The following is a 23,541-nucleotide window of genomic DNA, read 5'->3' on the forward strand; positions in this document are numbered from 1 at the left end:
GTGCTGGAACGGAACACCATGGACCCGCTCGACACCCTGATCGCCAAGGACGCGATCAGAGACCTCGCCGGCGCGTACTCGATGGCCGTCGACGACCACGACATCGAGTCGGTACTCGAGATGTACGCACCCCACGCAACCTTCACGATCGCGGGGAAGACTCTCACCGGCCGCGGGGAATTGCGCACGTTCTACCTCGACAGTATGGATCGCTACACCACCATGCTCCATACGCCCGAGATCCATTTGATCACCGTCGAAGATCCTCGGCACGCAACGGGCCGCATGACCGGACATGCCGAGCTGGCTGTCCGAGACACGTTGATGATGAGCGCTTTTCGCTACGCAGACCGATATGTCATGACAGATCGCTGGCGCTTTCAGCACCGCCGAGTGTCGTTCATGTACGCGGTTCCGTTCGAGGCCATGGGCGCGAGCTTTCGCACGGACCAGCGAATCCGGTGGCCGCAGACCAGATACGCCGGCGCGGATTACCCCGAATCCGCGCCGACCTGGTCCACCTACCGAGACCGATAGCCGCCCCGCCCATCACCGGGCATCTTGGTCGAATCATGGCTCACCGCAACACGAACCGTCTCGACCTCGATGACGACGCGCTGCGGACTGTCCAGCAATGTCGCGAACGCGTCCGGATCTGCAGGCGCGAGGTGGCGCGAGAACTCCGGGTAGAACCACGACTTCACTGCCTCATCGGAATGCACGGTGGCGGTGCCGCGAACGGACAGCATCTGCCGCCCCGGCAACGTCGTGCCTGCATTGGAGATAACCAGCGTCACCCGAGGGTCACGGACGGCGCCCCGCACGTGGGCGCGGCCCGCCGCCGCCGTCAGCCAGAAGCGACCACGAGTGAACAGATAGCTCATTACGACGCCCGCCGGCCACCCTGCCTCGGTGGTGAACGCGAACGTGCATTCGGTCTGCGTCGAAATCAACGTCGAGCGCCCCTCGGCCGTCGCCCGGACCGACTCGAGGTTCTCGTTGTCGTCGATCCCCACCCGGCTCACGACGAGGCGGAACCGTACGGGACGAACGCCGACGTCGCGACAGGCAAGGCCATCACCCTGTCGACCAGGATGCGCTTGTGGGCCAATTTGAGATCCCCGTCTACCTCGACCAAGGAGTCCGAGTATCGACCGAAGATGCGGGAGGTGCTGTCGGCATTGAACAGGGTGGCCTCGAAGTACGCATCGATGCGAACTCCACCGTCCTCCTCACTCACCACCGTGTTGGTCACGGCGTGCCGCGAGATCTCGGTGTCGGACGCCGCGAAGGCCCGATAGATGTCGAGAAATTCTTCTATTCCCTGCTTCGTCTCCGTCGTCTGCGTGACGCTGATGTCCTCCATCGCGAGACCGCGAAGGGTGTCGAGATCGCCCGCATCTGCGGCCCAGGCGTACCGGTAGAGAGCCTGCTGTGCGCGGTGGGCGAGGTCCTGGGTAGCGAGACTTGTTGTCATGAAGGTCCTTTCACTTGACGTAGGCGCCCGCATCGACGGGCAGGGTGACTCCGGTGACGTAACGGCCCTCGTCGCTGGAGAGGTAGAGCACGGCGTTGCTGATGTCGACGGACTCGATCCACGGCACCGGAAGTGTGTTGAGCGAGGCGAACCCCGCCATTGCCTTGTCCTGCGTGGGCTCCGGATCACCCGGCGCGAACATGGAATAGGTGCCAGGGTTCTGGATCATGATGGTGTCGACATTCGTCGGGTGGACGGTGTTCACACGAATCTTGTACTGGCCCAGCTCATTGGCCATCGTGCGCATCAGGCCGACAATGCCGTGTTTCGCGGCCACATAATGCCCGACGTGCTGAATGCCCTTGAGTCCGCCTATCGAGCTGGTAAACACGATCGATCCGCCGCGGCCTGCCTCGATCAGCGCCGGGATGGCCACCTTCGCGGTGTGGAAGACGCCGGTGAGGTTGACGTCGATCATGTCCTTCCACTGTTCGGTCGTCAGCTCCCAGGAGAGCCCGTACGTCGCGATTCCGGCGTTGGCGACGACGATGTCGACGCGGCCGAGCTCGGCGACACCCTCGTCGAACACTGCTTGTAGCTGCTCCAGATCACGCACATCGGCGCGTCGAGCGAAGATGCGTCGATCTAGAGCCTCGACCTGCTTCACCGTTTCGGCCAATTCGTCCTCGGTGGCGAGGGGGTAGAACGGGGTGACGGTATCGATGTTCTCGCAGATGTCGACGGCAATGATGTCAGCGCCCTCCTGCGCCAATCTGATTGCATGGCTTCGACCCTGGCCGCGTGCGGCTCCGGTGATGAATGCAACTTTTCCTTCTAGGCGGCCTGGCATGGTCACTCCTTATCAATGGTTACGGTCCCGGCACCGGTCAGCACTTGGGCACCGTCGATCACGGTCAACGTCAGCGAGCACTCCACCTCGAACGAGTCCGAGGTTTCGCGGACTGCGGTGACGACCCCGCCTGCTTCGAGTCGGTCGCCTTCGAATACGTTTCCGAGGAAACGGAATCGATAGTGGGTTATGCGGTCGACGCCGCCGGCCCAGGACCCCAGCATCGACAGCACGTAGGCCATGTTCGACGGACCCTGGTTGACGGTCTTGTCCCCCATGCCGAGTTCGGCGACTGCCGTGCGGTCGAAGTGAATCGGGTTGGGATCACGCATCAACGCCGAGAGCAGCTTCATTTTCTCTGGATCGACGCCGTCGATGATGCGCGACGGAAGCACCTGTCCTACTTCGATACTCACGCGGCCTGCTCTCGACGCGGGAAGACGATCGAGTTGGTAGTGGAGGCCACGAGCGTGCCCTCGGCATCGTGGATGTCCAACCGATATCCGACGATGTCGAACACGCCGGTCTTCTTACCGATCTTCCGTGCAGCGGAGACGATCTCGCTGGTCACCGTGTAGGTGGAGCCGGTCAGCAATGGTACGTGTACGACGGTGTCGGTTTCGCCGAACATCGGACCGTCCGCGTCGGTCGCGGAGAACGCCGCGAACAACTCGTCCCACGTCCACCCCATCGACCCGGTGGCGACCAGAAATACGAAGGTCGGGTGCGCCGCGCCGTCGTCGGCCGTGCACTCCATCGCGTCGAGAACGAGGCTTACCCACCACTTCTCCAACGTTCGGGTGCCGCCCGGCATCCGGATCCCGATCATTGCGCGTAATTCTTCTTCGGTCATACGGTGCGACCTGCGGCCTCCCAGTAGGGCGTCCGCAGATCACGTTTCATGATCTTGCCTGTGGGCGCCTTGGGTAGTGCGGTGACGAAATCGACCGATCGCGGTTTCTGGTACGACGCCAGATTCTTCTTCGCCACGTCGATGATCTCTTGCTCGGTCGCTTCCGTTCCGGGTTTGAGCACGACGACTGCTTTCACGGCCTCACCCCATTCGTCGTCGGGAACCCCGATGACAGCGCATTCCAATACCGAGGGGTGTGCGCCGATGGCTTCCTCGACCTGAACGCTGAAGATGTTCTCGCCGCCGGAGATGATCATGTCTTTCGCCCGATCGACGATGTAGACGTATCGCTCCTCGTCCCAGGTTGCGATGTCGCCGGTCCACATCCAGCCGTCACGCAACGTGTCCTTCGTGAGCTCGGGACGGTTCAGGTACCCGATCATGTTCGCTTCGGAGCGCACGACGATCTCCCCTGGCGTCTTGCCGTCCCGCGGAACTTCCTCACCGAACGCGTCGACGATACGGATGGTGGTGACGAACCCTTCACGGCCACAGGACTTCAGACGGTGAGCATCGATACCCTTGACGGCGTTGAGATGGTCCTCCTGAGAGAGGAAGGACATCGTCGTGCCCTCGGTCTGTCCGTATCCCTGAATCAGGGTGCACGGGAACGCATCGAGCGCTGCACGGACGATGGTCGACGGCATCGGACCGCCGCCGTACTGAATGTTCCGCAGACTGGAGAGATCGTAGGAAGCGAAGTTCGGGACTGCCATCATCCAGTTCAGCATCGTGGTGATCCCCAAGAACGCAGACACCTTCTCGGTCTCGATGATCTCGAGCGCCTGCTTCGCCTCGAAGTTCACCAGCACCACCGGGCAACCGTGCTTCATGTAGTTCATCGAAAGTACCACCGGGATGTGATACATCTGCCCGGTCAGCATGTAGACGTCGTTCGGGACGATGCGTTCTGCCACCGTCTGATTGAGCATTCCGTTGGCGGCACTGGTGTGGGTGTGGATCGCGCCCTTGGACTCGCCCGTCGTGCCCCCGGTGTACAGGATGAAGAACGGATCGTCTCCGCCGATCGACGGCGTCCAGATCGGCTCGTCGGCACTCGACCGAGCAAGAAGCTCGTCGTAACTGCCGTCGGAATCGGCACCGAATTCGAGCCAGTGATCGACATTCACCGCGCGCTGCAGTTCCTGCTTCGTTTCCGACCACTCGGAGGCGGTGATGATCACCTTGGGGGTTGCGTCCGCGATCAGACCGATGAGCTGTTTGACACCGAGTCGCCAATTGAGCGGCTGCAGAACGAGACCGGCGCGGCCGGCTGCGAAATACAGCTCTTGGAACTCGACGCTGTTGCGGGTCAACACCGCGACCCGATCGCCCTTCTCGAGCCCGAGTCCGCGAAGACCGTTGGCGAGCCGTCGAACACGCTCGTCCAGTTGGGAGAAGGTGATGCGTCGATCGTTCGGCACGTCGAACACTGCCTGCCGGTCAGGCGTCAGTGCTGCCCATTTGGCGGGGATCAATCCCTGATTCTGCATGCGAGATTCCTAAGCTCGGTACGACAGGTGGGCTCAGTACGGCAGGTCGAGAGCAATGTGCCGCTTGGCGATCAACCAGGTTCCGTCGACTCGGGCGAACTCGTCCTCGTATTTTCCGGTGGACAGAACAGTGAGCTTCCCGTCGGCGACCGAGATGATCGTCAGGTACGCAATCACTGTCGCGTGATCATCATCGACATCATCGATCAGGACGTTCGTCGTCAGGTGTCGGCGCTGGTCCGACTGCGAGTGCGCGGAGCCGTTCATCAATTCCATGATCGCGTCGATTCCGTCGAACGGTCCGATCAGATCACCGTCGGCAATTTTCATTGTCAGGACGGCATCCTTGGTGAACGACGCAACGATCATCTCGGGATGGTGATCATCGTATCCGAGGCCGTAGCGGCTGAGCGTGTTCTCGATTCCGGGGCGTGACGACATGACTTTTCTCCTCGATCCAGGCGTGACGACAATCACAACAAGGCCAATCATAATCATGAATCATGTTGCGTCAAGCGCGATTACATCCGATGGCGACGCGTCCAAGGCGCGACAATCCCCGCCCGGCGTCGTGCATTACCGGACGGGGAATCGCGCCGCGAGACTTCTCTAGAGCGTTCCGTCCTTGACGAGTTGCTTCGCCAGTGAGTCTAAAATGACCTCGGTCGAGCCCTCGTAGATCCGCATGGGGCGGGCCTCGCGGTACAGACGCTCGATATTGCTGCCGCGTGTGATGCCATAGCGGCCCATCACCTGAACCGCACGGTCGACCACACGACCGGCAACCTCGGTTGCAGCGACCTTGGCCATCGACGAGAGATGTAGGTTTGCCCTCGCGTCGCGAGCCGAAGCCGCCGCGGCGCGATAGGTCAACGAACGCGCCATCTCGATGTCGGTCCAGCACATGGCCAGATGCTCGGGCACCGAGCCGAGACGAGACAGACTGACACCGAACTGCTCTCGGCCGTTCGCGTGGCGCACAGCCTCCTTCAGAGCAGCCTCGGCGAGACCTACCGCAGCACCCGCGACCGACACCCGGAAGGTCGCCAGAGTTGCCAAGACCAGCGAGAATCCTTTGCCCTGCTGTCCGATTCGGTGATCCAAGGGCACCCGTACGTCCTTCAGGATCACGTCGCTCAACACGTGCGGAGCGATGATCTGATGCGGTCGTTCGGTGGTGACACCCGGTGTGTCCGCCGGGATCAGAACGAGGGAGTAGCCCTCGCCCTCACGTCCGAGGATGCTGTAGAAGTCTGCATCGCCACCGTTGGTGATGAACGACTTGTGTCCGTTGACCACCAGCTCACCATCGACCTCTTCGATCGACGTCGTCAGCGCCTTGAGATCCGAGCCGACATCCGGCTCGGTGAGGCCCAGAGCAGCGATTGCATCGAGATTCGCCACCCTCGGGAGCCAGTACTCCTGCATCGTAGGCGTTCCGCCGACAGACAATCCGTAGCTCCCGATGCCCTGCATCGCAAAGAGCGAATCGAGGTGTCCGCACTCGGCTGCAAGACGCTCACGAATCACCGTGACGGCGAGCGAGTCGACCTCCTCGAAGCGACCGCCGAACCGAGACGGCACGGTCACGCCGGCCAACCCTGTCGCCTGAAGCCGCTTGCGTACGTCGACGTCGATACCGTCCGACTCGTCGGCGCGCGCAGCGATATCGCGGACGGATTCTGCAAGCGCCCGCGCTTCGACCTGCAGTTCGAGATACTTACGTGGGAGCTCGAACAGTCCCTGTTCCGATTCCGACACCCTGTCTCCATTCGTCAATCTATGATTACCATACTAAGGAATTGCTCGGCGTGGCCCGGATCCAGGAGAAATAGATGCCCCAGTTCGACGCCCCATCCCAGTTCGATCTCAGCGGGCGCGTCGCCCTGATCACCGGCGGTAGCCGCGGCCTCGGCAAAGCGATGGCCTTCGGCCTCGCCCAGGCGGGAGCCGATGTGATCATCGCCAGCCGTGACTTCGAGTCCTGCCAGGTGACAGCCGAAGAAATCGAAAAGGCGACCGGGCGGCGGGCATTCCCGATTGCTGCTCACGTCGGTAAGTGGGATGCTCTCGACTCGCTAGTCGATGCCTCCTACGAGCACTTCGGCAAGGTCGACATCTTGATCAACAACGCGGGCATGTCCCCGCTGTACGACTCCGTGGACACCATCTCCGAGGCCCTGTTCGACAAAGTCCTCGGGGTCAATCTCAAAGGCCCCTTCCGCCTGGCCGCACTCATCGGAACACGGATGGCCCAGGGCGACGGTGGCTCGATCATCAATATTTCGAGCGCCGCATCGACCAAGCCCCGACCCGACGTGCTGCCCTACGCCGCTGCGAAAGCCGGCCTCAACGCCATCACCGTCGGCTTGGCCAAGACATTCGGGCCGAGTGTGCGCACGAACGCGATCATGGCCGGCACGTTCCTGACCGACGTTTCCAACGCCTGGGACATGGAGGCTTTCGGTAAGCGTGCCGAGACCTTCGCAGCCAAGCGAGGCGGCGACCCCAATGAAATCGTGGGAGCTGCTTTGTATCTCGCAAGTGACGCCTCCAGCTACACCACTGGATCTATCATCACCGTCGACGGCGGGATGTAGGCAGCCCTACGTCCGCAAGCCCCGCCACGCCATCGTCCCGCCATCGACGGGGACGTTGGTACCCGTCATGAACGACGCTGCATCCGAGGCCAAGAAGCACGCAACTCGCGCGACCTCCACGGGATCACCGAGGCGCGGAATCAGATGGGCACCGCTCATGTGGCGCTCCTGCTCCACCGGATCGGCGGCGGCATCGATATGTTTCTGCGCCATCGTGGTCCGAAAGCTCCCAGGAGAGAAGCTGTTGCACCGAACTTCGTTTGCCAGTGAAATCGCGGTGGTTCGAGTCAGCTGGATCACCGCAGCTTTGCTCACGGAATAGGCGGGCGTCTTGTAGCCCATCATCCCCGACACCGACGCGGCGTTGACGATGGACGGACCCCGGTTCGACGCCCGGAGATGCGACGCAGCGTATTTCGTCGCCAACCACATCGACTTGACGTTGATGTTCATGACGGCATCCCACACGTCCTCTGGGAGATCGACGATATTGGCCTGCTCCCCCGGTACGAACCCGGTGTCGATGACGCCCACGTTGTTGACCAGAGTGTCGAGGCCTCCTGCGGCAGCGACGGCGGCGTCGATCATCTGCCGGACTTGCTCACCGTCGGACATATCGATCCGCAGCGCAACGCTTTTCGCTCCCGCCGCCGCGATGAGAGTTTCGGTCTCGGCCAGCAGCTCCGGTGAGATGTCGGCGACAATCACGGTCTCGGCACCCTGAGATGCAGCCTCGACGGCAATGGCCCGTCCGATTCCCGAGCCGCCGCCGGTCACGAGTACTCGTTTGTTCTTCACAGCCACCTACTTACTGACGATTCCTCGTCCGGCCAGATCTGCCAGTTCCTCTGCATTCATGGACAACTCGGCCGCCAGAATCTCGGCAGTGTGCTCGCCGATTCCCGGCACGCCGTCGTACACCGGGCCGTCGTAGCTCTTCATGTGCAACACAGGCCCCGGCATGAGCACCTTGCCGAGGACGTCGTTTCCGGTGATCTCGACGAGGGTCCGTTCCAGGAAGTGCGGATCCTGCACCACGTCGGAGGCATCGTTGACGGCGGCGCTGACCACCTCGAATTTTTCCAGCGTGGCCAACACCTCGGCGCGCGGCATGGATGCGCACCACTCGATCACCATCTTCTGGACATCGTCGTTGTTGCGCAGTCGATCCGCGTTGGTTGCGTACCGCGGGTCCTCGATCACCTCGGGCTTACCCATGGCAGCGAACAGCCGCTTGGCAATGGCTTGGTTCGATGCGGCTATCGAGAGGAACTTGCCGTCCGCTGCCTCGTAGATTCCGCGTGGCGACGCCGCTCCGGTCGAGTTGCCGATGCGCTGCTGGATCTCCCCGGTTGCGGTGTACTTGAGAAACATGTCGCCGACGATGAACATCAGCGGCTCGTAGAGCGCGACATCGACTTCCTCACCGAGACCGGTCTTCTCGCGTTTGAACAAGGCCATCGCAACCCCCATCGCCGCGGACAATCCGGCGATCGAGTCGGCGAAGCCGAACGGCGGCGACGTCGGCGGTGAATCGGGCCAACCGTTGACGTTCGCGAAGCCGCTGGCGGTCTCGGCAACAGTGCCGAATCCCGGCAGCAGACGGTTCGGACCGGTCTGACCGAATCCGGAGACGCGAGCCAACACCAAACCTGGGTTGACCTCGGACAATTCTTCGAATCCAAGCCCCCATGCTTCGAGCCTGCCGGGCCGGAAGGATTCTATGACGACATCGGCTCCAGCAATGAGTCGCTTCACCAGCGCTCGACCCTCCTCGTCACGCAGGTCGATGCCGACCGAGCGCTTGCCCGCATTCAAACGAGAAAACCCGAGCGAGAGGCCGTCCTTCTGCGGAATCCATTGCCGCGCATAGTCACCTGATGCCGGGTCCTCGACCTTGATGACTTCAGCGCCGAAATCTCGGAGCATACGTCCCGCCGTCGGCGCGGCGTACATGGTGCCGAGCTCGACCACCTTGATGCCCGCAAGTGGCCCTTCAGCGCTCATCAAACCCTCCACTGAATGTGCTTGACCTCGAGGTATTCCTTCATTCCCCACTCGCCGAGTTCGCGGCCGACCCCGGACTTTCCGTAGCCGCCGAACGGAGCGTCGGGACGCATCGACCCACCGCCATTGATCCACACGGTTCCGGCTCGGACCTGCTCCGCGACGCGGCGCGCCTCGATCGGATCGTCGCAGTAGACGTTGGCCGCAAGTCCGTACTCGGTGTCGTTGGCCAAACGGATGGCTTCCTCGGTGTCCTTGAACGGGACTATCACAGCGACGGGCCCGAAGATCTCCTGCTGCACCGCGCGGGCGCTGTGTGGGAGTCCGCCCAGCAGAACGGGGTTGACGTACCAGCCCTTCTCCGGAAGCGGCTTGGTGACCTCGAGCAGTTTCTTGCCGCCCTCGGCCACCGAGCCGTCGATGAAGCCGTTGACGCGCGCTTGGTGGTCGGGCCGGATCATCGGTCCGATGTTGGTGGCCGGATCCCAGGGATCGCCGACGATCATCTGATCGAACGCGGACGCTCCGGCTTCGAGGAACTCGTCGTACACGCTGTCGTGCACAAGAAGACGGGCGAGCGCCGCGCAACCCTGGCCCCCATTGCGGGCCCAGCGGAGGTGCATCTCGACGGCGATCTTCTTGACGTCGACGCCCTCGAGGACGATGTTCGGGGACTTGCCTCCGAGTTCGAGCGTCACACCGGCCAAGTTGGCCGACGCCTGCTCCATGATCTTGGCTCCGACTCCGTCGGACCCGGTGAACGAGACCCGATCGACACCGCGGTGCGAGGAAAGCTGCTGTCCCACATCGGCACCACCGATGATGACGTTCATGACGCCCGGCGGCAGGCCGGCTTCTTTGATCAAGTCGCCGAGGAACAGTGTCGTCAGCGGAGTCCGCGGCGACGGCAGCAGCACGACGGTGCAGCCTGCGGCAAGTGCCGCACCGAACTTGAAGATCGCGAGATTGAGCGGGTAGTTGTACCCGGTGATTGCCGCAACCACGCCGACGGGCTGATGGACTACATCGCTCATCGTCGGAACAGGTTTGTCGTAGCCTCCGAGATGAATGGTGCGGTCCGTTTTCGCCGCTTCCGCCGCCCATCGCAGGTGTTCGTCTACGGCCATCTTCACCTGGAGGTACGCCGCTAGCGAGACCGGACAACCGACCTCGTTGACGATCGAGGGCAGCAGCCGATCGGCGGCCTTTTCGAGAGCGTCCGCGAATCGGTGGATGTGCACCGAACGCTCCTCGCCGCTGAGAGCGGCCCACCCGGGGAACGCCTTTCGTGCCGCGGCGACGGCATCGTCGACCTGGCTGCTCGAGGCGCCGCCGACGGTGGCGATCACTGCTTCGGTTGCCGGATTGAAAACGTCCCAGCTCTCGCCTTCGGGCTGCGCATCGGTGTCGCCGATCAGGAGCGTCCTGGTGTCCGGAACCCAGTCCTGCTGAACTTCTGCCACTGCGGTCATCTCACGCACCATCCTTCTCGATGTCTGCCGGGAGCTTGGCCATCAGGCCGACTCGCTCGAGCACACAGACGATTTCGTCCCGTTGGTTGTATCCGATGTGTTCGAACCAGACGATTCCCGAATCGTCGCGGCTCTTGGACTCGCGCTTGTTCTTGATGGTCGTTTCCGCCCGAAGTGTGTCGCCGTGGAACACCGGGTTCGGGAACGTGATCTTCTCGTAGCCGAGGTTGCCGAGTGTGGTGCCCATCGTGAGCTCGGGCACGTGAAATGCACCGATCAACGCGACAGTGAACAGGCTGTTGAACAGGCGCTGGCCGTGGATCGTGCCCTTGCAGAACTCCGCATCCAGGTGCAGCGGTTGGATGTTCATCGTCAGCGAGGTGAACATGACGTTGTCCATCTCGGTCACGGTGCGGGTCATCGCATGCTTGTAGTGCTTGCCCACCTCGAACTCCTCGAAATACAGACCTCTCACTTGCTGCCTCTCTTCGTGATCGCCTCGGCACGCTCCAACCACTGGATTGCCTTGTCGTAGTGCGCTTTGTCGATATGCAGCCCGCGGTACCGCAATGCACCGGTCCCCTGCGCTTCGGCTTTCTCGTACGCCTCCGCCAGCCCGCGGTAGAACTCGATGTCCTGCTCGGACGGGCTGAACACGTCGTTGACGGTCTCGACGTGCGACGGGTGGATCGCGATCATTCCGCGGAAGCCGAGCTGCCGTCCTTTCGTTGCGAATTCGCGCAGGCCGCTCAAATTTTCGAGATCCTCCCACAGTCCGGTGAGAGCGTGAATCTTCGCCTCCCGGCACGCGAGAAGCACCCGACTTCGTAGATACAGGGTTTCGAGACCCTCGGGCGTCCATTCGTATCCCACCTCGCGGGCGATGTCGGCATGCTCGGCGGACGGCCCGATCATCGCGCCGACGCGCGGGGACGCCGTCGCCACCTCGAGGCAGTTGTGGATGGCCTTCACCGTCTCGACGGGAACGATGTATTCCAGGCCGTCGACGTTGTTGCGCGCCTCGAAGTGATCGAGCAACGCGTCGTACTGCAAGACGTCGACGGCCCTCTCTATCTTCGGCGCGAACACGCCCGTCAGACCAGGCACAACGACAGCTTCGAGGTCTGCGCCGGTGAGCCGCGTCGCAAGTGGATTGACGCGGACGAACAGTCCCACATCGAAGTTGGTCTGCCGAACTCGTGCGATGGACTCGGCCACCGTCGCACGGGCGGACTCCTTCTCGGCGGCGGGCACCGAGTCTTCCAGATCGAGAACGACGCAGTCTGCGCCCGACGCAACGGCCTTGTCCACCCACCGCGGGCGGTGACCGGGCACGAACAGAATGGAACGGTACGGCTGCACGTCACTTCCCTTCAGTAGCTACGCGGCAGGCCGAGGACATGCTCGGCGGTGTAGTTGAGGACCATTTCCTGGCTGATCGGTGCGATCCGCATGAGGCGTGACTCGCGGAAGTAGCGCTCGACGTGGAATTCCTTGCCGAACCCGAATCCGCCGTGCACCTGCAACGCGACATCCGCGGCGAAGAAGCCGGCCTCGGCACACAAGTATTTGGCGGCGTTCGCTTCTCGGCCACAGGGCAGCCCGGCGTCGACCATCCAGGCGGCCTTGTCGACGACAGCCGCTGCCGCATCGAGCCTGATTCGGGCCTCGGCAAGTTGGAATGCGATGCCCTGATTCTTTCCGATCGGCCGACCGAAGACTTCACGGTCCTTGGCGTACTGGGTGCCGCGGCGCAGGGCAGCCTCACCGATTCCCAGAGCCGCGTTCGCGGCGATGACACGCTCGGCGTTGAGCCCGCCGAGGATGGTGCGGAAACCGTGGCCGACCTCGCCGACGACGTCCTCGTCGGCCACGAACAGTTCATCGATGAACAGCTCGTTGGTGTCGACGGCGTTGCGGCCCATCTTGGGAATCGGCCGGATCTGGACCTTGCTTCGATCCATATCGGCGAACAACAATGTCATTCCTGCAGTGCGCTTCTCGCCCTCGACACGCGGACTGGTTCGGCACAGCAGAAGCATTTTTTCCGCTTCCTGCGCCTTGGTGATCCAGACCTTCTTGCCCGAGACCAGAAATCCACCGTCGACCTTCTTGGCAAAGGTCTTGATGTTGGTGGTGTCGGTACCGGCGTCGGGTTCGGTGACCGCGAAAGACGTGTGCAACTCACCGGTGATGACCCTGGGCAGGTACTTCTGCTTCATCGCCTCGCTGCCGTGATTGATGATGGGCTCGAAGCCGAAGATACCGATGTGGACGGCACTGCAGCCGCCCATCCCTGCACCGGATGCCGAGATCTCACGTTCGACGATGGCCGCCTCGGTAACGCCGAGCCCGCCGCCGCCGTACTCCTCGGGGACGGTCAGTCCTAGCCAACCACCCTCGGCCACAGCGTTGTAGAAGTCCCAGGGGAACTCGTGGCTATCGTCGTGTTCCATCCAGTAGTCGTCGGGAAACGCCTTGCACAGCGTCTTGACGGCTTGTCTGATGTCCTCGTGCGTCGGGTCGACCGTGTAGTCCATGTCGTGTCTCCAGCTCTAGGCGACCGGCACCGCAGTGCGATCGAACGTGTCGGCGGTGATGCCCTCGTCGCGCAGAACTGCCTTGCGCACTTTCTCCGAGGGCGTTTTCGGAAGCGCGTCGAGGAATCGCACGTACCGCGGCGTAGCGAAGGCCGGGATCTTCCCCGCGCACCAGTCCAGAATCTCTGCGGCATCGGCCTTTTCGCTGACCACGACAGCGGCGAGCACCTCGTCCTCACCTGCTTCGACGTCGGCAGGAACGCCGATCACCGCGCATTCGACAACGGCCGGATGCCCGAGAACGGCCTGCTCGACCTCGTAGGAGCTGATGTTCTCCCCCCGCCTGCGCAGAGCGTCCTTGTACCGGTCGACGAAGTAGAACCATCCGTCCTCGTCCGTACGTAAAGCATCTCCGGTGTGGAACCACAGGTTGCGCCAGGCTTCGAGAGTCTTCTCCGGCATTCCGTAATACCCGAGACTGCATGTCCAGGGTTGCTTCGGGCGAATGACGAGCTCGCCGACTTCACCGACGGCGACCTCGCGGTCGGTCTCTGGGTCCACGAGCCGAATGTCGAACCAGTCCGAGGCAACCTTGCCAGCCGCGCCGGGTGGAATCTTTTCCCCGTACGGAGTCAAGATGGGAGCGCTGGTCTCGGTCAGCCCGAAGGCGTTGACGAAAGCCTCTATGCCGTAACGGTCTTTGAACTCTTCTACGACGGTGTCGGCGATAGGTGCCGCGTAAACCGCGCGGAGCTGATTGTCGCGATCGTTCTCGCGCGGTGCCTGCTTCCAAGCGAAGTCCATCATGACGCCGACGAAGTTGGTCACGGTCACTTCGGAGTCGCGGACCATGTCGATCCATCGACTTGCGCTGAACTTCGAGTGCACCACGGCGCTGGCACCGGCGACGAGCGCCGGGTAGACCGCCATGAACTGCGCATTCCCATGGAACAGAGGCGTCGTGGTCATGTATCGATCTGCCGCGGTGAGCCGGGTCAGCGACACCACCTCCTGCGCAAAGAAATACAGCTGAGAGTGCGGCATGGCGACACCCTTGGAGGGGCCGGTTGTACCGGAGGTGAAGAAAATCGCACCGAGGTCCTGGGCCCGTGCAGCCGGAACCGCGACGGGGCTGCCCGCCTCGAGTTCGTCCCAGAGTTCAGCCTGCCAACCGTGTTCTCGCAACAACGAGACAGCCGCATCGCCGTGTCCGGTGTCGATGACCCAGAACCTTTCGATGCCGCGCGCGTGCTCGGCGATCGCCACGAAGCGCTCGACGAACGTGTCGTCGATGACCGCCCAGCGCGCACCGACCGTGACGATCTGGTGCCGAAGGAATTCGCCTTCGTAGTTGGTGTTGATCGGCACCTCCACGGTGCCGCCCACCGCGGCGGCGAACCAACTACGCACCAGCCGGGAGGAATTGAGCGCCATGATGACGACACGATCCCCCTGCTGTGCGCCTGCCGCGTGCCACGATCCGGCAATGCGCTCCGCCGAAGCGAGCATCTCGGCGTAAGTGAACTCGAGGTTCTCCTCCGGAACGAGTAGACACGGCGCGTCCGGCGTGGTCGAGGCGTGCGTACGCAGGACGTTGTTCAGCGTCCACCCTTCCGGATCGACGAAGTTGGGATGCAGATCTCGATAGGTCTGTGTCACTTGAAGTCCCGGAACGGTTCGATCGCCAGCATCGACGGCACAACGTCCTTCCCGAGACGTTCGATGGCGGCGATGGTCTCGTCGCCGTCCATCGTCGGCCACTGCGGACGCAGTAGGAGCGGGTCGACCGGCAGCGTGGTCACAAGATCGGTGAGCTTACCGACGACATCGTCCGGAGTTCCGACGATGACGTGATCGGAGACCGACTCGGCGAACTGGTTCGCGAGGTCGCGGCCGGCCATGACTTCGAGACCCTTTGCGGCGTAGGTCAGGTAGCGGCCCTGCGCGACCCGCGCGTACTCGACCATAGCTTCTTCCTTGCTGTCCGCGACGAGTACGTTGCGGCGCAGCGGCTGAAGGCCGAACTCCTTGCCGCGCGCTTCGAAGAGATCTTTGACGACGCGGTAGCGCTCCTCGACCTCGTGCTTCGGGGTCTCCGGCGGCACCGCGTAGGCGTCGCCGTACTTCCCTGCACGCCGGACGCCGCCCATCGCGTGGGCACCGATCCAGATCGGGACGTGTGGCTGCTGGACGGGATGCAGGTGGGGCTTGACGCCGTCGAGCTGGAAGTACTTGCCCTCGAAGGTGACCTCGTCCTGAGTCCACAGCTGTTTCATGACTTGGAGGGACTCATCGAACCGTCCAGCGCGCTCCTTGTACGGAACCTGGAGGTAGTCGAATTCCTCAGGGCGGTAACCTAATCCGGCACCGAATATCAATCGCCCCTCGGTGACGACGTCGAGCGTCGCAATTTCCTCCGCGAGCATCACAGGATGGTAGAGCGGCGCGATCATGATCTGCGTGACGAGCTTGGTCGTCGGGGCGACATGTGCAGCAAGGCGAGCAAGCAAGGGCACCGGCTGCAGCCAGCGAAGGTCGCCGTAGAGGAAATGCTGACCGATGGCGATGTAGTTGAATCCGTTGTCCTCAGCGCTCTCGACGATGCGGAGGATGTCCTTGAACTGCTGCGCCGGCGTCACCGACTTCGGCACGTCGCTGAGCAGTAAGCCGACCTGAACCATGTGAGTCCCTTCGAGAAGTATTGAGCTGGCTGCACTTACTGCGCGGTGAGGCCACCGTCGACCGGGATGGTGACTCCGGTGATGTAGCTGGCGTCATCACTGTTGAGGAATGCGATCACCGATGCGATCTCCTCGGGCTCGGCACCGCGGCCGAGCGGAATGGTCGCGACGAAGTCCGCTGCCAGAGCAGTGACGTCCGAGCCGGGCTCGCGGCCGAAGAATTGCGCGAGCATGGGCGTCTTGACCTGACCCGGGCAGATGACGTTGACGCGGATCCCGTCCTTGGCACCGTTGAGGGCCAGGGAGCGACCGAAGGGAACAAGCGCTCCCTTGGTCATCGAATAGATCGGGCTGAACGGCGACCCGATGAGCGCCGACGTCGAAGAGGTCAGCGTGACCGAGCCTTTGCCGCCAGCTTTTTTGAGCAACTCGAAGCCGAGTGTGGTCGAGTAATAAGCACTCTTGACGTTGACATCGATATTCCTCTGCCACGCAGCGTCGTCGACGTCCAGCCCACCGGGACCGGGCATGCCTACCTGCGCGTGCAATGCGTGCAGAACGCCCTTCTCCTCGTCGATTTTCGCGAACAGTGCGCGGAGATCGTCGTTGTTCGTGGCGTCGACGGTCACGGCTGTTGCCTGACCACCCTCGGCTACGATCTCAGCCGCGACCTTCGACGCGGACTCCGCACTGAGGTCGGTGACGTAGACGAACGCTCCCTCGGACGCGAGGCGGTGGCTGATGGCGCGGCCCATCCCGGAGCCACCACCGATGACCGCTGCGATGCGACCTTCATAACGCTGCATTTTCTGTACTCCTTCTCGAGCTACTGAACTATTCAGCCTCGTTGGTCGAACGAACGTCCCAGTAATTCGGAAACTATTCGAGTTCGCTGCATGGTCGGGGTGCCACCGGCGAGCGCCCAGCCATGTGCGTCGCGGTGCATCCGCTCGATGCCGAATTCTTCGGTATAGCCATTGCCGCCGTGCAGCTGCATCGCCAGATCGGTCACGTTTTTCGCCATTTCGTTGGCAGTGCACTTCGCCAGCGAGACGTGTAGGGAATTGGGGAGCTGCTCGCCATCGGTCACTGCTCCTGCTGCACGCTGCAGCAACAACCTGGCCGCATCGACCTGGAGTGCCATGTCCGCGATGGTCATCTGGACGGCCTGAAACTCGATCAGCGGTTTGCCGAACTGTGTCCGCTCCTGCACGTACCGGATCGACAGGTCCAATGCGGCCTGACCCAGCGCAAGACTCATCGTCGAATTGCCGAGCCGCTCGATCGAGAACGCGGTGAACAGAGTGCGGAAACCACCAGGCTCGATGACGACGTTCTCCACGGGAACCGCGACATCGTCGAAGTAGATGTCCGCGGAAGGAATGCCACGAAAGCCCATGAGCTTCTCACGCGCCCCGTAGCTGACGCCTGCTCGATCCGCCTCGACAAGAACTGCCCCGATGCCCTTCGCACCGGGTGCGTCGCTCATGCGCGAGTAGACAAGGTAGACATCTGCCTCGGAACCGTTGGAGATCCAGCGTTTGTTGCCGCTGACACGGACAGTGTCGCCGTCGATAGTCGCTTTGGTCGTCAGATCTGTCGCGGCCGATCCTGCGTCGGGCTCGGAGATGGCGACCGCCATCGTGATGTCGCCCGCGATGATGCCGGGGAGGAATCGTTCACGCTGCTCTTCGGTACCAATTCGGGCGATGACCTGAGCCGGGCCGGTATTGGCCTCGAAAATCTGGAACGCCGCCGGTCGGCAGTGGTAGGCAAACTCTTCGATGACATTGAGCGCTTGCTGCAGGGGCGCTCCTCCGCCGCCGAAACGCTCCGGAAGCGCAATACCCAGGAACCCGAGCGAACCGAGGTACTTCCGCTCCTCTAGGGGGAACGCAGTTCTCTCCGCATCCCACTGCGCAGCCTTGGGCGCGTAGCGCTCGGTGGCAACTTTCGCAGCTACCTCTTTGATGGCGCGTTCGTCGTCGTTCAGGATGCTGGCGGACATGACCACCCCTTTCATGTTCATGATTATACTAATACGATGTGATCTACGGTACAACAATCCTTACAGCTTCCGCTAGGTTCATGCTAAACATAATCATCAATACCTCGTCACGTTTCCAGAAACCTGCTTCAAGAGAGTTGTCATGACACGCGCAGTTATCGTCGACGCCGTTAGATCCCCCATGGGAAAGGGCAAGGTAGGTGGTGGTCTCTCGCATCTGCACCCCGCGGACTTGCTCGGTCAGGTACTGCGCCAGTTGGTGGATCGTTCCGACCTCGACGCGGGGCTTGTCGACGACGTCATCATCGGATGCGTCGGCGGCAGCGGCGAACAATCCGGCACCCCCGGTCGCCAGGCCGTGCTCGCTGCAGGCTTTCCGGTGCACGTCCCCTCGGTGACGGTCGAGCGCAAATGCGGATCGGGCCAGCAAGCTCTCGATTTCGCCGTCCAAGGGGTTGCAGCCGGCGCGTACGACATTGTCATCGCCGGTGGAGTCGAATCGATGAGTCGAGTTCCGATGGGTAGTGCACGCGGAGATGCCGATCCGTTCGGCGAGAGCGTCCACGATCGATTCCCGGTACTGGTTCCCCAGGGTGTGTCTGCCGAACTCGTCGCCCAGAAGTGGGGCATTTCTCGGACGCAGCTCGACGAGTACTCCGCGCTTTCCCACGAACGTGCCTCCACCGCTCGTGATTCCGGATGGTTCGGCAATGAGATTGTGCCCGTCGACGGACTGACGACCGATGAAACCATCAGGACCGGCACCACGGCGGAAAAACTCGGCGGGTTGAAAGCAGTCTTCGGGACCGATGAACGGCGCGCGCAGTTCCCAGACCTCGACTGGTCCGTCACCGCGGGCAACGCATCTCAAATGACCGACGGAGCGTCCGCACTGCTCGTCATGAGCGAGGCGCGGGCAGCCGAGCTGGGTCTGCGCCCGCGCGCCCGAATCGTTGCCTCAGCGGTGATCGGCGACGATCCTCTGCTCATGCTGACCGGTCCCATCCCCGCAACCGAGAAGGTGTTGAAGAAGGCCGACCTGACCCTCGCCGACATCTCGGCCTTCGAGGTCAACGAGGCCTTTGCCTCGGTGCCGCTCGCGTGGGCCAAGGAATTCGGCGTCGACGAAGAGTTCTTGAATCCAGTGGGCGGTGCGATTGCACTCGGACATCCCCTCGGTGCCTCGGGCGCGCGCCTCATGACCACGATGATCAATCACCTCGAACGCACCGGCGGCCGCTACGGCCTCCAGACCATGTGCGAGGCCGGCGGTATGGCCAACGCGACCATCATCGAAATTCTGAAGTAAGGAACCCGATTCATGGATCTCACCAATTCCTCCGCCGTCGTCACCGGCGGCGCATCCGGACTCGGACTCGCAACCGTGAAGCGATTCGTGGCCGCGGGCGTGCACACTGTCATCGTCGACCTCCCGCAGTCGGCCGGTGAAGACGTCGTTCGCGAGCTCGGCGACCTCGTACAGTTCGGACCGGCCGATGTGGCCGATCCCGATGCCGTCGATGCCGCCCTCGACCTCGCCGAGTCGCGGGCTCCCCTACGCTCGGTGGTGCACTGCGCAGGCCGGGGCGGCACCGTCCGAGTGGTCGAAAAGGACGGCACCCCTGGATCGTTGGAGCTCTACACCTCGTTGATCCAGACCAACCTGATCGGCAGTTTCAACGTACTGCGGCTCGGAGCTGCCCGTATGGTCCGCAACGAACCGGTCGACGGTGAACGCGGAGTTGTCATCATGACCGCGTCCGTCGCCGCCTGGGAAGGGCAGATCGGGCAGATTCCCTACGCCTCGGCCAAGGCCGGCGTCGTCGGTATGACCCTCGTCGCGGCCCGGGATCTATCTCGAAAACTGGTTCGCGTCAACAGTATTGCGCCCGGAATTTTCGACACCCCCATTCTGTCCCGCTTCTCGCAGGAGATTCGTGACGGCCTGGCCGCGCAGATTCCGCACCCCGCTCGCCTGGGCGACGCCGACGAGTACGCCAAACTTGCCCTGCACATGATCGACAACGCGATGATCAACGGTGAAGTCATCAGACTCGACGGCGCGATCAGAATGGCACCGCGATGAATGCATCGGTTCGCGTGGAGCAGATCGATGGAGTTCAGGTTGTCACGATCACGCGCCCCGAGGTGCGCAACGCGATCGACACTGCCACGGCCCAGGCCATCGCCGATGCCATGGACGAGCTCGATGCTCGCGACGACCTCGTAGCCGGGGTCATCACGGGTGAAGGCAAAAGCTTTTGCACCGGAATGGATTTGAAGGCATTTCTGGCCGGTGAGAAGCCATCGATCCCTGGTCGCGGATTCGCAGGTGTCGCCGAGACTCCCCCGGCCAAACCGCTGATCGCCGCCGTCGAAGGACACGCGATCGCAGGCGGTTTCGAGATAGTACTGGCCTGCGACCTCGTAGTTGCCTCGGAGACTGCGGTGTTCGGGTTGCCCGAGGTCAAGCGCGGTCTTCTCGCCGGCGGAGGCGGATTGTTGCGCCTTCCGCTGAGAGTTCCTTACGCCCTTGCCGTCGAGTGGTCTTTGACCGGTGATTTCATCAGCGCGCAGGAAGCCAAGGACGCTGGGTTGATCAACAGACTCACCGCCCACGGCGAGGCCCTGGCTACCGCTATGGAATTGGCGAAGAAAATCGCCGCGAACGGCCCGCTTGCAGTCCGTGCCACGAAAGAGATAATAACCAAGGCGCGGGACTGGTCCAACGACGAGCAGTTCGCGGAAATGTGGAAAATCTATGAGCCCGTTCGGTCTTCCGAGGATGCCCGAGAGGGTGCCTCAGCGTTCAAGGAGAAGCGGAAGCCGGTCTGGCGAGGTCGGTGACATGGCTGCCATCGTCACCGGTGCAGGCAGCGGAATCGGGAGAGCCGTAGCGCTCGAACTGTCTTCCAACGGCTCCGCGGTGCTCGCAGTCGACATAGACCACGACGCCGCCGAGGAAACCGTGAGACTGTCGACCGGCACCGTTCTCGCGCACCATGCCGACGTGTCGAAGCCCGACGAGGTCGCCGCGTACGTCGAGCGTGCGGTCGACGACCTCGGCGTGCCGGACAAGTTCTTCAACAACGCTGGCATCGCCGGCTGCAATCGCAGCATCGTCGACATGTCCATAGACGAGTGGTCGTCCACGCTCTCGGTCAACTTGGACGGCATGTTCTATGGCCTCAAATATGTTCTGCCACATATGATCGCGGCCGGCCGCGGCCAGGTGGTCGATACAGGGTCCATTGCCAGTCTTCAGGGCGCACCAAGCGAGCCGACTACGTCGCCTCCAAGCACGCGGTACTGGGCCTCACTCGTACTGCTGCCGCGGAAGTACGAGAACACGGCGTTGCGGTGAACTGTATTTGTCCAGGCTCGACCGACACACCGATCATCGGCAAGTTCAGGGCTCTGCTCAACCGCGACGGCCAAGCAGTACCGACCCTCGGGGTCGGGGGGCGAGGAATGGCAACGGCCGAGGAGGTAGCTCGCGCAGTAGCTTTCCTACTTCGCGCAGACTTGCCTTTCATGACCGGATCCGCGCTGTCGATGGACGGCGGAATGTCGGGACAGTACTGATTGTCCGATTCTATTCCGCCGTCGTCGGTCTACTTGCAATGATGGTGCACACCGTCGCGAATGCCCTCTCCCGCACCGTTTTCGGTGAGCCGATCGGCGGGACCCTGGAACGTGTCCAGTATTGGTACATGCCGCTGATAGTCCTGTTGGGTTTCGTCATTGCCATGCAGCGCGGTGAGCACGTACGGGCCGACATGTTCTTCAGCAGATCCCCTGACGCGTCCAAGCGATACGTCGCCTCGTCCGCCAGCGTGATCTGCGCCGTAGTGTGCCTTTTGACGGCGATCTACTCGTTCGGTCAATTCGCGAGCTTCTACGACGACGACGCTATCGATCTGGATCCCTTCGTCGATGAAGTCTTCGAGCGCATTCTGATGCCCCACCGTCCGGAGGGTTCGAGCGAGGGAACGTAGTTCTCGCAGTGCGTGACACGCGGCAGTGACCTGAGGTCACCGCCGCATTGTCGTCTCGGTTCACATCGAGTCGAAAACCATTGACATCATTCGAATGATAACTATAGTTAGCAGTGATTTGAGTCACTCTTACTCGGTCGACATCTCGCGCGAACCGAACCGCCACGACTGATGCCTGACTGCACCGATTCTGCTCGACTCGACATTCAGGAGACGCCAGCGTGATCGCCCCAGATTCCCAAGCCACCGCCCCGGACATCCTCTCGCCCGAGTTCCTCGAGAACCCGTATCCGCTCTACCGCGTTCTGCGAGAGCATCATCCGGCCCTGTATCACGAAGCGACCAAAAGCTTTCTGATCAGTCGGTACGAAGATTGCGCCGAGGCGTTCCGTAGCGCCAAGTTCTCGAGTCGCAACTACGAATGGCAGCTCGAACCCATCCACGGCCGCACTATTCTCCAGATGGAAGGACGAGAGCACTCGACGCACCGCTCACTGCTCAACCCGTTCTTCCGCGGCAACGGACTCGAGAAGTTCATGCCTGCCATCACCCACAACGCGGCCGAATTGATCGGCAGCATCGTCTCGCGCACTGCCGAGGACCTGATCGGGGCGGTCGCCTCTGACGGCGAGGCCGAGCTCGTCGGCCAGTTCACCAGCCGGTTTCCCATCAACGTGATGGTCGACATGCTCGGGTTACCCAAGAGCGATCACGAGCGATTCCGGAGTTGGTATTTCTCGATCATGGCCTACCTCAACAACTTGGCCGGGGACCCCGAGATCAACGCCGCCGCCGAACGCACCCATGAGGAACTGCAGGAGTACATCCTTCCGATAGTTCGCGAACGCCGCTCCGGCGACGGCGACGATCTGCTCTCACGCCTGTGCCGCGCAGAGGTCGACGGTGAGCAGATGTCCGACGATGAGATCAAAGCATTCGTCAGTCTCCTTCTCGTCGCTGGAGGCGAGACGACCGACAAGGCAATCGCCAGCATGATTCGCAATCTGATCGACCATCCCGATCAGATGCGAGCCCTTCGAGAGGATCGCAGCCTCACCGATCGCGTTATCGCCGAGACTCTTCGGCACTCCGGACCGGTCCACATGATCATGCGCCAGACCGAAGAGGAGGTGCAGATCGAAAACACGACGATCCCGGCAGGGGCGACATGCATCATGATGCTCGCGGCAGCCAACCGCGACGAGCACCAGTTCGCGAATCCGGATGACTTCGACATCTTCCGAACCGACCTCAATGTCGACCGTGCATTCAGCGGCGCAGCAAACCACGTGCAGTTCATCCTCGGACGCCACTTCTGCGTAGGTTCGATACTCGCGAAGACGGAAATGACCATCGCGCTCGATCTCGTACTCGACACCATGGACTCGATCGAATACCAGGACGGCTTCGTGCCACACGAGAGAGGCCTGTACTCCCGCGGCATCCCCGAACTACGCGTGAAGTTCCAACCGACCGGGAAGTTCGTCTGACAGACCCGCACT

The 23,541-nt window shown here is 62.2% G+C and carries 25 protein-coding genes and 1 pseudogene; 8 read left to right on the top strand and 18 right to left on the bottom strand.

What is annotated here, in order from left to right; genetic code table 11:
• The first annotated feature begins 18 nt into the window (after window positions 1-18).
• The gene (locus QM797_RS15530; RefSeq protein ID WP_283276538.1) at window positions 19-537 is read left to right on the top strand and encodes a nuclear transport factor 2 family protein; all 519 of its coding nucleotides are present in this window, start codon (window positions 19-21) and stop codon (window positions 535-537) included.
• Here QM797_RS15530 and QM797_RS15535 read toward each other — a convergent pair.
• From QM797_RS15535 to QM797_RS15570, 8 genes are all read right to left on the bottom strand, one after another.
• Window positions 522-1,025: a pyridoxamine 5'-phosphate oxidase family protein gene (locus tag QM797_RS15535; protein ID WP_283276539.1), complete on the bottom strand. Its 504-nt coding sequence runs from the start codon at window positions 1,023-1,025 to the stop codon at window positions 522-524. The two genes, QM797_RS15530 and QM797_RS15535, sit on opposite strands and share 16 nt — an antisense overlap.
• A complete protein-coding gene (locus tag QM797_RS15540; RefSeq protein WP_283276540.1) occupies window positions 1,022-1,477 on the bottom strand; it encodes a nuclear transport factor 2 family protein in 456 nt (151 codons plus the stop codon). Before QM797_RS15540 ends, QM797_RS15535 begins: the two co-directional genes overlap by 4 nt.
• A gap of 10 nt (window positions 1,478-1,487) precedes the next feature.
• Window positions 1,488-2,327 (bottom strand): mycofactocin-coupled SDR family oxidoreductase, encoded by an 840-nt coding sequence (locus QM797_RS15545; protein WP_283276541.1) that lies wholly within the window; start codon window positions 2,325-2,327, stop codon window positions 1,488-1,490.
• 2 nt (window positions 2,328-2,329) lie between these two features.
• Window positions 2,330-2,743: a MaoC family dehydratase gene (locus QM797_RS15550; protein WP_283276542.1), complete on the bottom strand. Its 414-nt coding sequence runs from the start codon at window positions 2,741-2,743 to the stop codon at window positions 2,330-2,332.
• Window positions 2,740-3,180 (bottom strand): hypothetical protein, encoded by a 441-nt coding sequence (locus QM797_RS15555; RefSeq protein ID WP_283276543.1) that lies wholly within the window; start codon window positions 3,178-3,180, stop codon window positions 2,740-2,742. The genes QM797_RS15550 and QM797_RS15555 overlap by 4 nt, the downstream gene beginning before the upstream one ends.
• The gene (locus QM797_RS15560) at window positions 3,177-4,733 is read right to left on the bottom strand and encodes a class I adenylate-forming enzyme family protein (RefSeq protein ID WP_283276544.1); all 1,557 of its coding nucleotides are present in this window, start codon (window positions 4,731-4,733) and stop codon (window positions 3,177-3,179) included. Before QM797_RS15560 ends, QM797_RS15555 begins: the two co-directional genes overlap by 4 nt.
• 33 nt (window positions 4,734-4,766) lie before the next feature.
• Complete coding sequence (locus QM797_RS15565; protein WP_283276545.1) at window positions 4,767-5,174, bottom strand: nuclear transport factor 2 family protein; 408 nt, start codon at window positions 5,172-5,174, stop codon at window positions 4,767-4,769.
• A gap of 168 nt (window positions 5,175-5,342) precedes the next feature.
• Window positions 5,343-6,494 (bottom strand): acyl-CoA dehydrogenase family protein, encoded by a 1,152-nt coding sequence (locus QM797_RS15570; RefSeq protein ID WP_283276546.1) that lies wholly within the window; start codon window positions 6,492-6,494, stop codon window positions 5,343-5,345.
• Between the two features lie 74 nt (window positions 6,495-6,568).
• Here QM797_RS15570 and QM797_RS15575 point away from each other — a divergent pair, with 74 nt between their 5' ends.
• Complete coding sequence (locus QM797_RS15575) at window positions 6,569-7,333, top strand: SDR family NAD(P)-dependent oxidoreductase (RefSeq protein WP_283276547.1); 765 nt, start codon at window positions 6,569-6,571, stop codon at window positions 7,331-7,333.
• Between the two features lie 6 nt (window positions 7,334-7,339).
• Here the strand turns inward: QM797_RS15575 and QM797_RS15580 are convergent, their stop codons facing one another.
• Genes QM797_RS15580 through QM797_RS15625 form a run of 10 tightly spaced genes read right to left on the bottom strand, consistent with a single transcriptional unit; the run spans window position 7,340 to window position 18,062 of the window.
• Window positions 7,340-8,131 (bottom strand): SDR family NAD(P)-dependent oxidoreductase, encoded by a 792-nt coding sequence (locus QM797_RS15580; RefSeq protein ID WP_283276548.1) that lies wholly within the window; start codon window positions 8,129-8,131, stop codon window positions 7,340-7,342.
• A gap of 6 nt (window positions 8,132-8,137) precedes the next feature.
• Complete coding sequence (locus QM797_RS15585; protein WP_283276550.1) at window positions 8,138-9,340, bottom strand: CaiB/BaiF CoA transferase family protein; 1,203 nt, start codon at window positions 9,338-9,340, stop codon at window positions 8,138-8,140.
• Complete coding sequence (locus tag QM797_RS15590; protein WP_283276552.1) at window positions 9,340-10,812, bottom strand: aldehyde dehydrogenase family protein; 1,473 nt, start codon at window positions 10,810-10,812, stop codon at window positions 9,340-9,342. The genes QM797_RS15585 and QM797_RS15590 overlap by 1 nt, the downstream gene beginning before the upstream one ends.
• Window position 10,813: 1 nt before the next feature.
• A complete protein-coding gene (locus QM797_RS15595) occupies window positions 10,814-11,287 on the bottom strand; it encodes a MaoC family dehydratase (RefSeq protein WP_283276553.1) in 474 nt (157 codons plus the stop codon).
• Window positions 11,284-12,174 carry an HpcH/HpaI aldolase/citrate lyase family protein gene (locus QM797_RS15600; RefSeq protein WP_283276554.1) on the bottom strand — a complete coding sequence of 297 codons (891 nt, stop codon included), beginning with the start codon at window positions 12,172-12,174 and terminating at the stop codon, window positions 11,284-11,286. The genes QM797_RS15595 and QM797_RS15600 overlap by 4 nt, the downstream gene beginning before the upstream one ends.
• Before the next feature lie 11 nt (window positions 12,175-12,185).
• Window positions 12,186-13,352, bottom strand: coding sequence for an acyl-CoA dehydrogenase family protein (locus tag QM797_RS15605; RefSeq protein WP_283276555.1), 1,167 nt, complete (start codon window positions 13,350-13,352; stop codon window positions 12,186-12,188).
• A 15-nt stretch (window positions 13,353-13,367) separates the two neighbouring features.
• On the bottom strand, window positions 13,368-15,011 hold the full coding sequence (locus QM797_RS15610; protein WP_283276556.1) for an AMP-binding protein: 1,644 nt from the start codon (window positions 15,009-15,011) through the stop codon (window positions 13,368-13,370).
• Window positions 15,008-16,033 (bottom strand): LLM class flavin-dependent oxidoreductase, encoded by a 1,026-nt coding sequence (locus QM797_RS15615; protein WP_283276557.1) that lies wholly within the window; start codon window positions 16,031-16,033, stop codon window positions 15,008-15,010. Before QM797_RS15615 ends, QM797_RS15610 begins: the two co-directional genes overlap by 4 nt.
• A 35-nt stretch (window positions 16,034-16,068) precedes the next feature.
• Entirely contained in the window at window positions 16,069-16,839 is a 771-nt protein-coding gene (locus QM797_RS15620) for an SDR family NAD(P)-dependent oxidoreductase (protein ID WP_283276558.1), read from the bottom strand.
• A 32-nt stretch (window positions 16,840-16,871) separates the two neighbouring features.
• Window positions 16,872-18,062 carry an acyl-CoA dehydrogenase family protein gene (locus QM797_RS15625; RefSeq protein WP_283276559.1) on the bottom strand — a complete coding sequence of 397 codons (1,191 nt, stop codon included), beginning with the start codon at window positions 18,060-18,062 and terminating at the stop codon, window positions 16,872-16,874.
• 121 nt (window positions 18,063-18,183) lie between these two features.
• On the opposite strand from QM797_RS15625, the gene QM797_RS15630 reads away from it, so the two are divergent.
• From QM797_RS15630 to QM797_RS15655, 6 genes and pseudogenes are all read left to right on the top strand, one after another.
• Window positions 18,184-19,350, top strand: coding sequence for a thiolase family protein (locus QM797_RS15630; protein WP_283276560.1), 1,167 nt, complete (start codon window positions 18,184-18,186; stop codon window positions 19,348-19,350).
• Window positions 19,351-19,362: 12 nt separating this feature from the next.
• The gene (locus QM797_RS15635) at window positions 19,363-20,127 is read left to right on the top strand and encodes an SDR family NAD(P)-dependent oxidoreductase (protein WP_283276561.1); all 765 of its coding nucleotides are present in this window, start codon (window positions 19,363-19,365) and stop codon (window positions 20,125-20,127) included.
• A complete protein-coding gene (locus tag QM797_RS15640; RefSeq protein WP_283276562.1) occupies window positions 20,124-20,888 on the top strand; it encodes a crotonase/enoyl-CoA hydratase family protein in 765 nt (254 codons plus the stop codon). The genes QM797_RS15635 and QM797_RS15640 overlap by 4 nt, the downstream gene beginning before the upstream one ends.
• A 1-nt stretch (window position 20,889) precedes the next feature.
• A pseudogene (locus QM797_RS15645) lies at window positions 20,890-21,626 on the top strand (SDR family NAD(P)-dependent oxidoreductase).
• Window positions 21,627-21,667: 41 nt separating this feature from the next.
• Window positions 21,668-22,039, top strand: a complete 372-nt coding sequence (locus tag QM797_RS15650; RefSeq protein ID WP_283276728.1) for a TRAP transporter small permease — start codon at window positions 21,668-21,670, stop codon at window positions 22,037-22,039.
• A 221-nt stretch (window positions 22,040-22,260) separates the two neighbouring features.
• On the top strand, window positions 22,261-23,529 hold the full coding sequence (locus QM797_RS15655) for a cytochrome P450 (protein WP_283276563.1): 1,269 nt from the start codon (window positions 22,261-22,263) through the stop codon (window positions 23,527-23,529).
• The last annotated feature ends 12 nt before the right edge of the window (window positions 23,530-23,541 follow it).

The sequence above is a fragment of the Rhodococcus sp. IEGM 1381 genome (assembly GCF_030056795.1).
GTDB lineage: Bacteria > Actinomycetota > Actinomycetes > Mycobacteriales > Mycobacteriaceae > Rhodococcoides.

What these genes read in the sequence shown, in the direction of transcription:
- QM797_RS15565 (WP_283276545.1), bottom strand. Translation starts at nt 5,174, where the DNA reads ATGTCGTCACGCCCCGGAATCGAGAACACGCTCAGCCGCTACGGCCTC.
- QM797_RS15545 (WP_283276541.1), bottom strand. Translation starts at nt 2,327, where the DNA reads ATGCCAGGCCGCCTAGAAGGAAAAGTTGCATTCATCACCGGAGCCGCA.
- QM797_RS15630 (WP_283276560.1), top strand. Translation starts at nt 18,184, where the DNA reads ATGACACGCGCAGTTATCGTCGACGCCGTTAGATCCCCCATGGGAAAG.
- QM797_RS15560 (WP_283276544.1), bottom strand. Translation starts at nt 4,733, where the DNA reads ATGCAGAATCAGGGATTGATCCCCGCCAAATGGGCAGCACTGACGCCT.
- QM797_RS15605 (WP_283276555.1), bottom strand. Translation starts at nt 13,352, where the DNA reads ATGGACTACACGGTCGACCCGACGCACGAGGACATCAGACAAGCCGTC.
- QM797_RS15635 (WP_283276561.1), top strand. Translation starts at nt 19,363, where the DNA reads ATGGATCTCACCAATTCCTCCGCCGTCGTCACCGGCGGCGCATCCGGA.
- QM797_RS15615 (WP_283276557.1), bottom strand. Translation starts at nt 16,033, where the DNA reads ATGGTTCAGGTCGGCTTACTGCTCAGCGACGTGCCGAAGTCGGTGACG.
- QM797_RS15590 (WP_283276552.1), bottom strand. Translation starts at nt 10,812, where the DNA reads ATGACCGCAGTGGCAGAAGTTCAGCAGGACTGGGTTCCGGACACCAGG.
- QM797_RS15650 (WP_283276728.1), top strand. Translation starts at nt 21,668, where the DNA reads ATGGTGCACACCGTCGCGAATGCCCTCTCCCGCACCGTTTTCGGTGAG.
- QM797_RS15585 (WP_283276550.1), bottom strand. Translation starts at nt 9,340, where the DNA reads ATGAGCGCTGAAGGGCCACTTGCGGGCATCAAGGTGGTCGAGCTCGGC.
- QM797_RS15575 (WP_283276547.1), top strand. Translation starts at nt 6,569, where the DNA reads ATGCCCCAGTTCGACGCCCCATCCCAGTTCGATCTCAGCGGGCGCGTC.
- QM797_RS15540 (WP_283276540.1), bottom strand. Translation starts at nt 1,477, where the DNA reads ATGACAACAAGTCTCGCTACCCAGGACCTCGCCCACCGCGCACAGCAG.
- QM797_RS15625 (WP_283276559.1), bottom strand. Translation starts at nt 18,062, where the DNA reads ATGAACATGAAAGGGGTGGTCATGTCCGCCAGCATCCTGAACGACGAC.
- QM797_RS15555 (WP_283276543.1), bottom strand. Translation starts at nt 3,180, where the DNA reads ATGACCGAAGAAGAATTACGCGCAATGATCGGGATCCGGATGCCGGGC.
- QM797_RS15620 (WP_283276558.1), bottom strand. Translation starts at nt 16,839, where the DNA reads ATGCAGCGTTATGAAGGTCGCATCGCAGCGGTCATCGGTGGTGGCTCC.
- QM797_RS15530 (WP_283276538.1), top strand. Translation starts at nt 19, where the DNA reads ATGGACCCGCTCGACACCCTGATCGCCAAGGACGCGATCAGAGACCTC.
- QM797_RS15640 (WP_283276562.1), top strand. Translation starts at nt 20,124, where the DNA reads ATGAATGCATCGGTTCGCGTGGAGCAGATCGATGGAGTTCAGGTTGTC.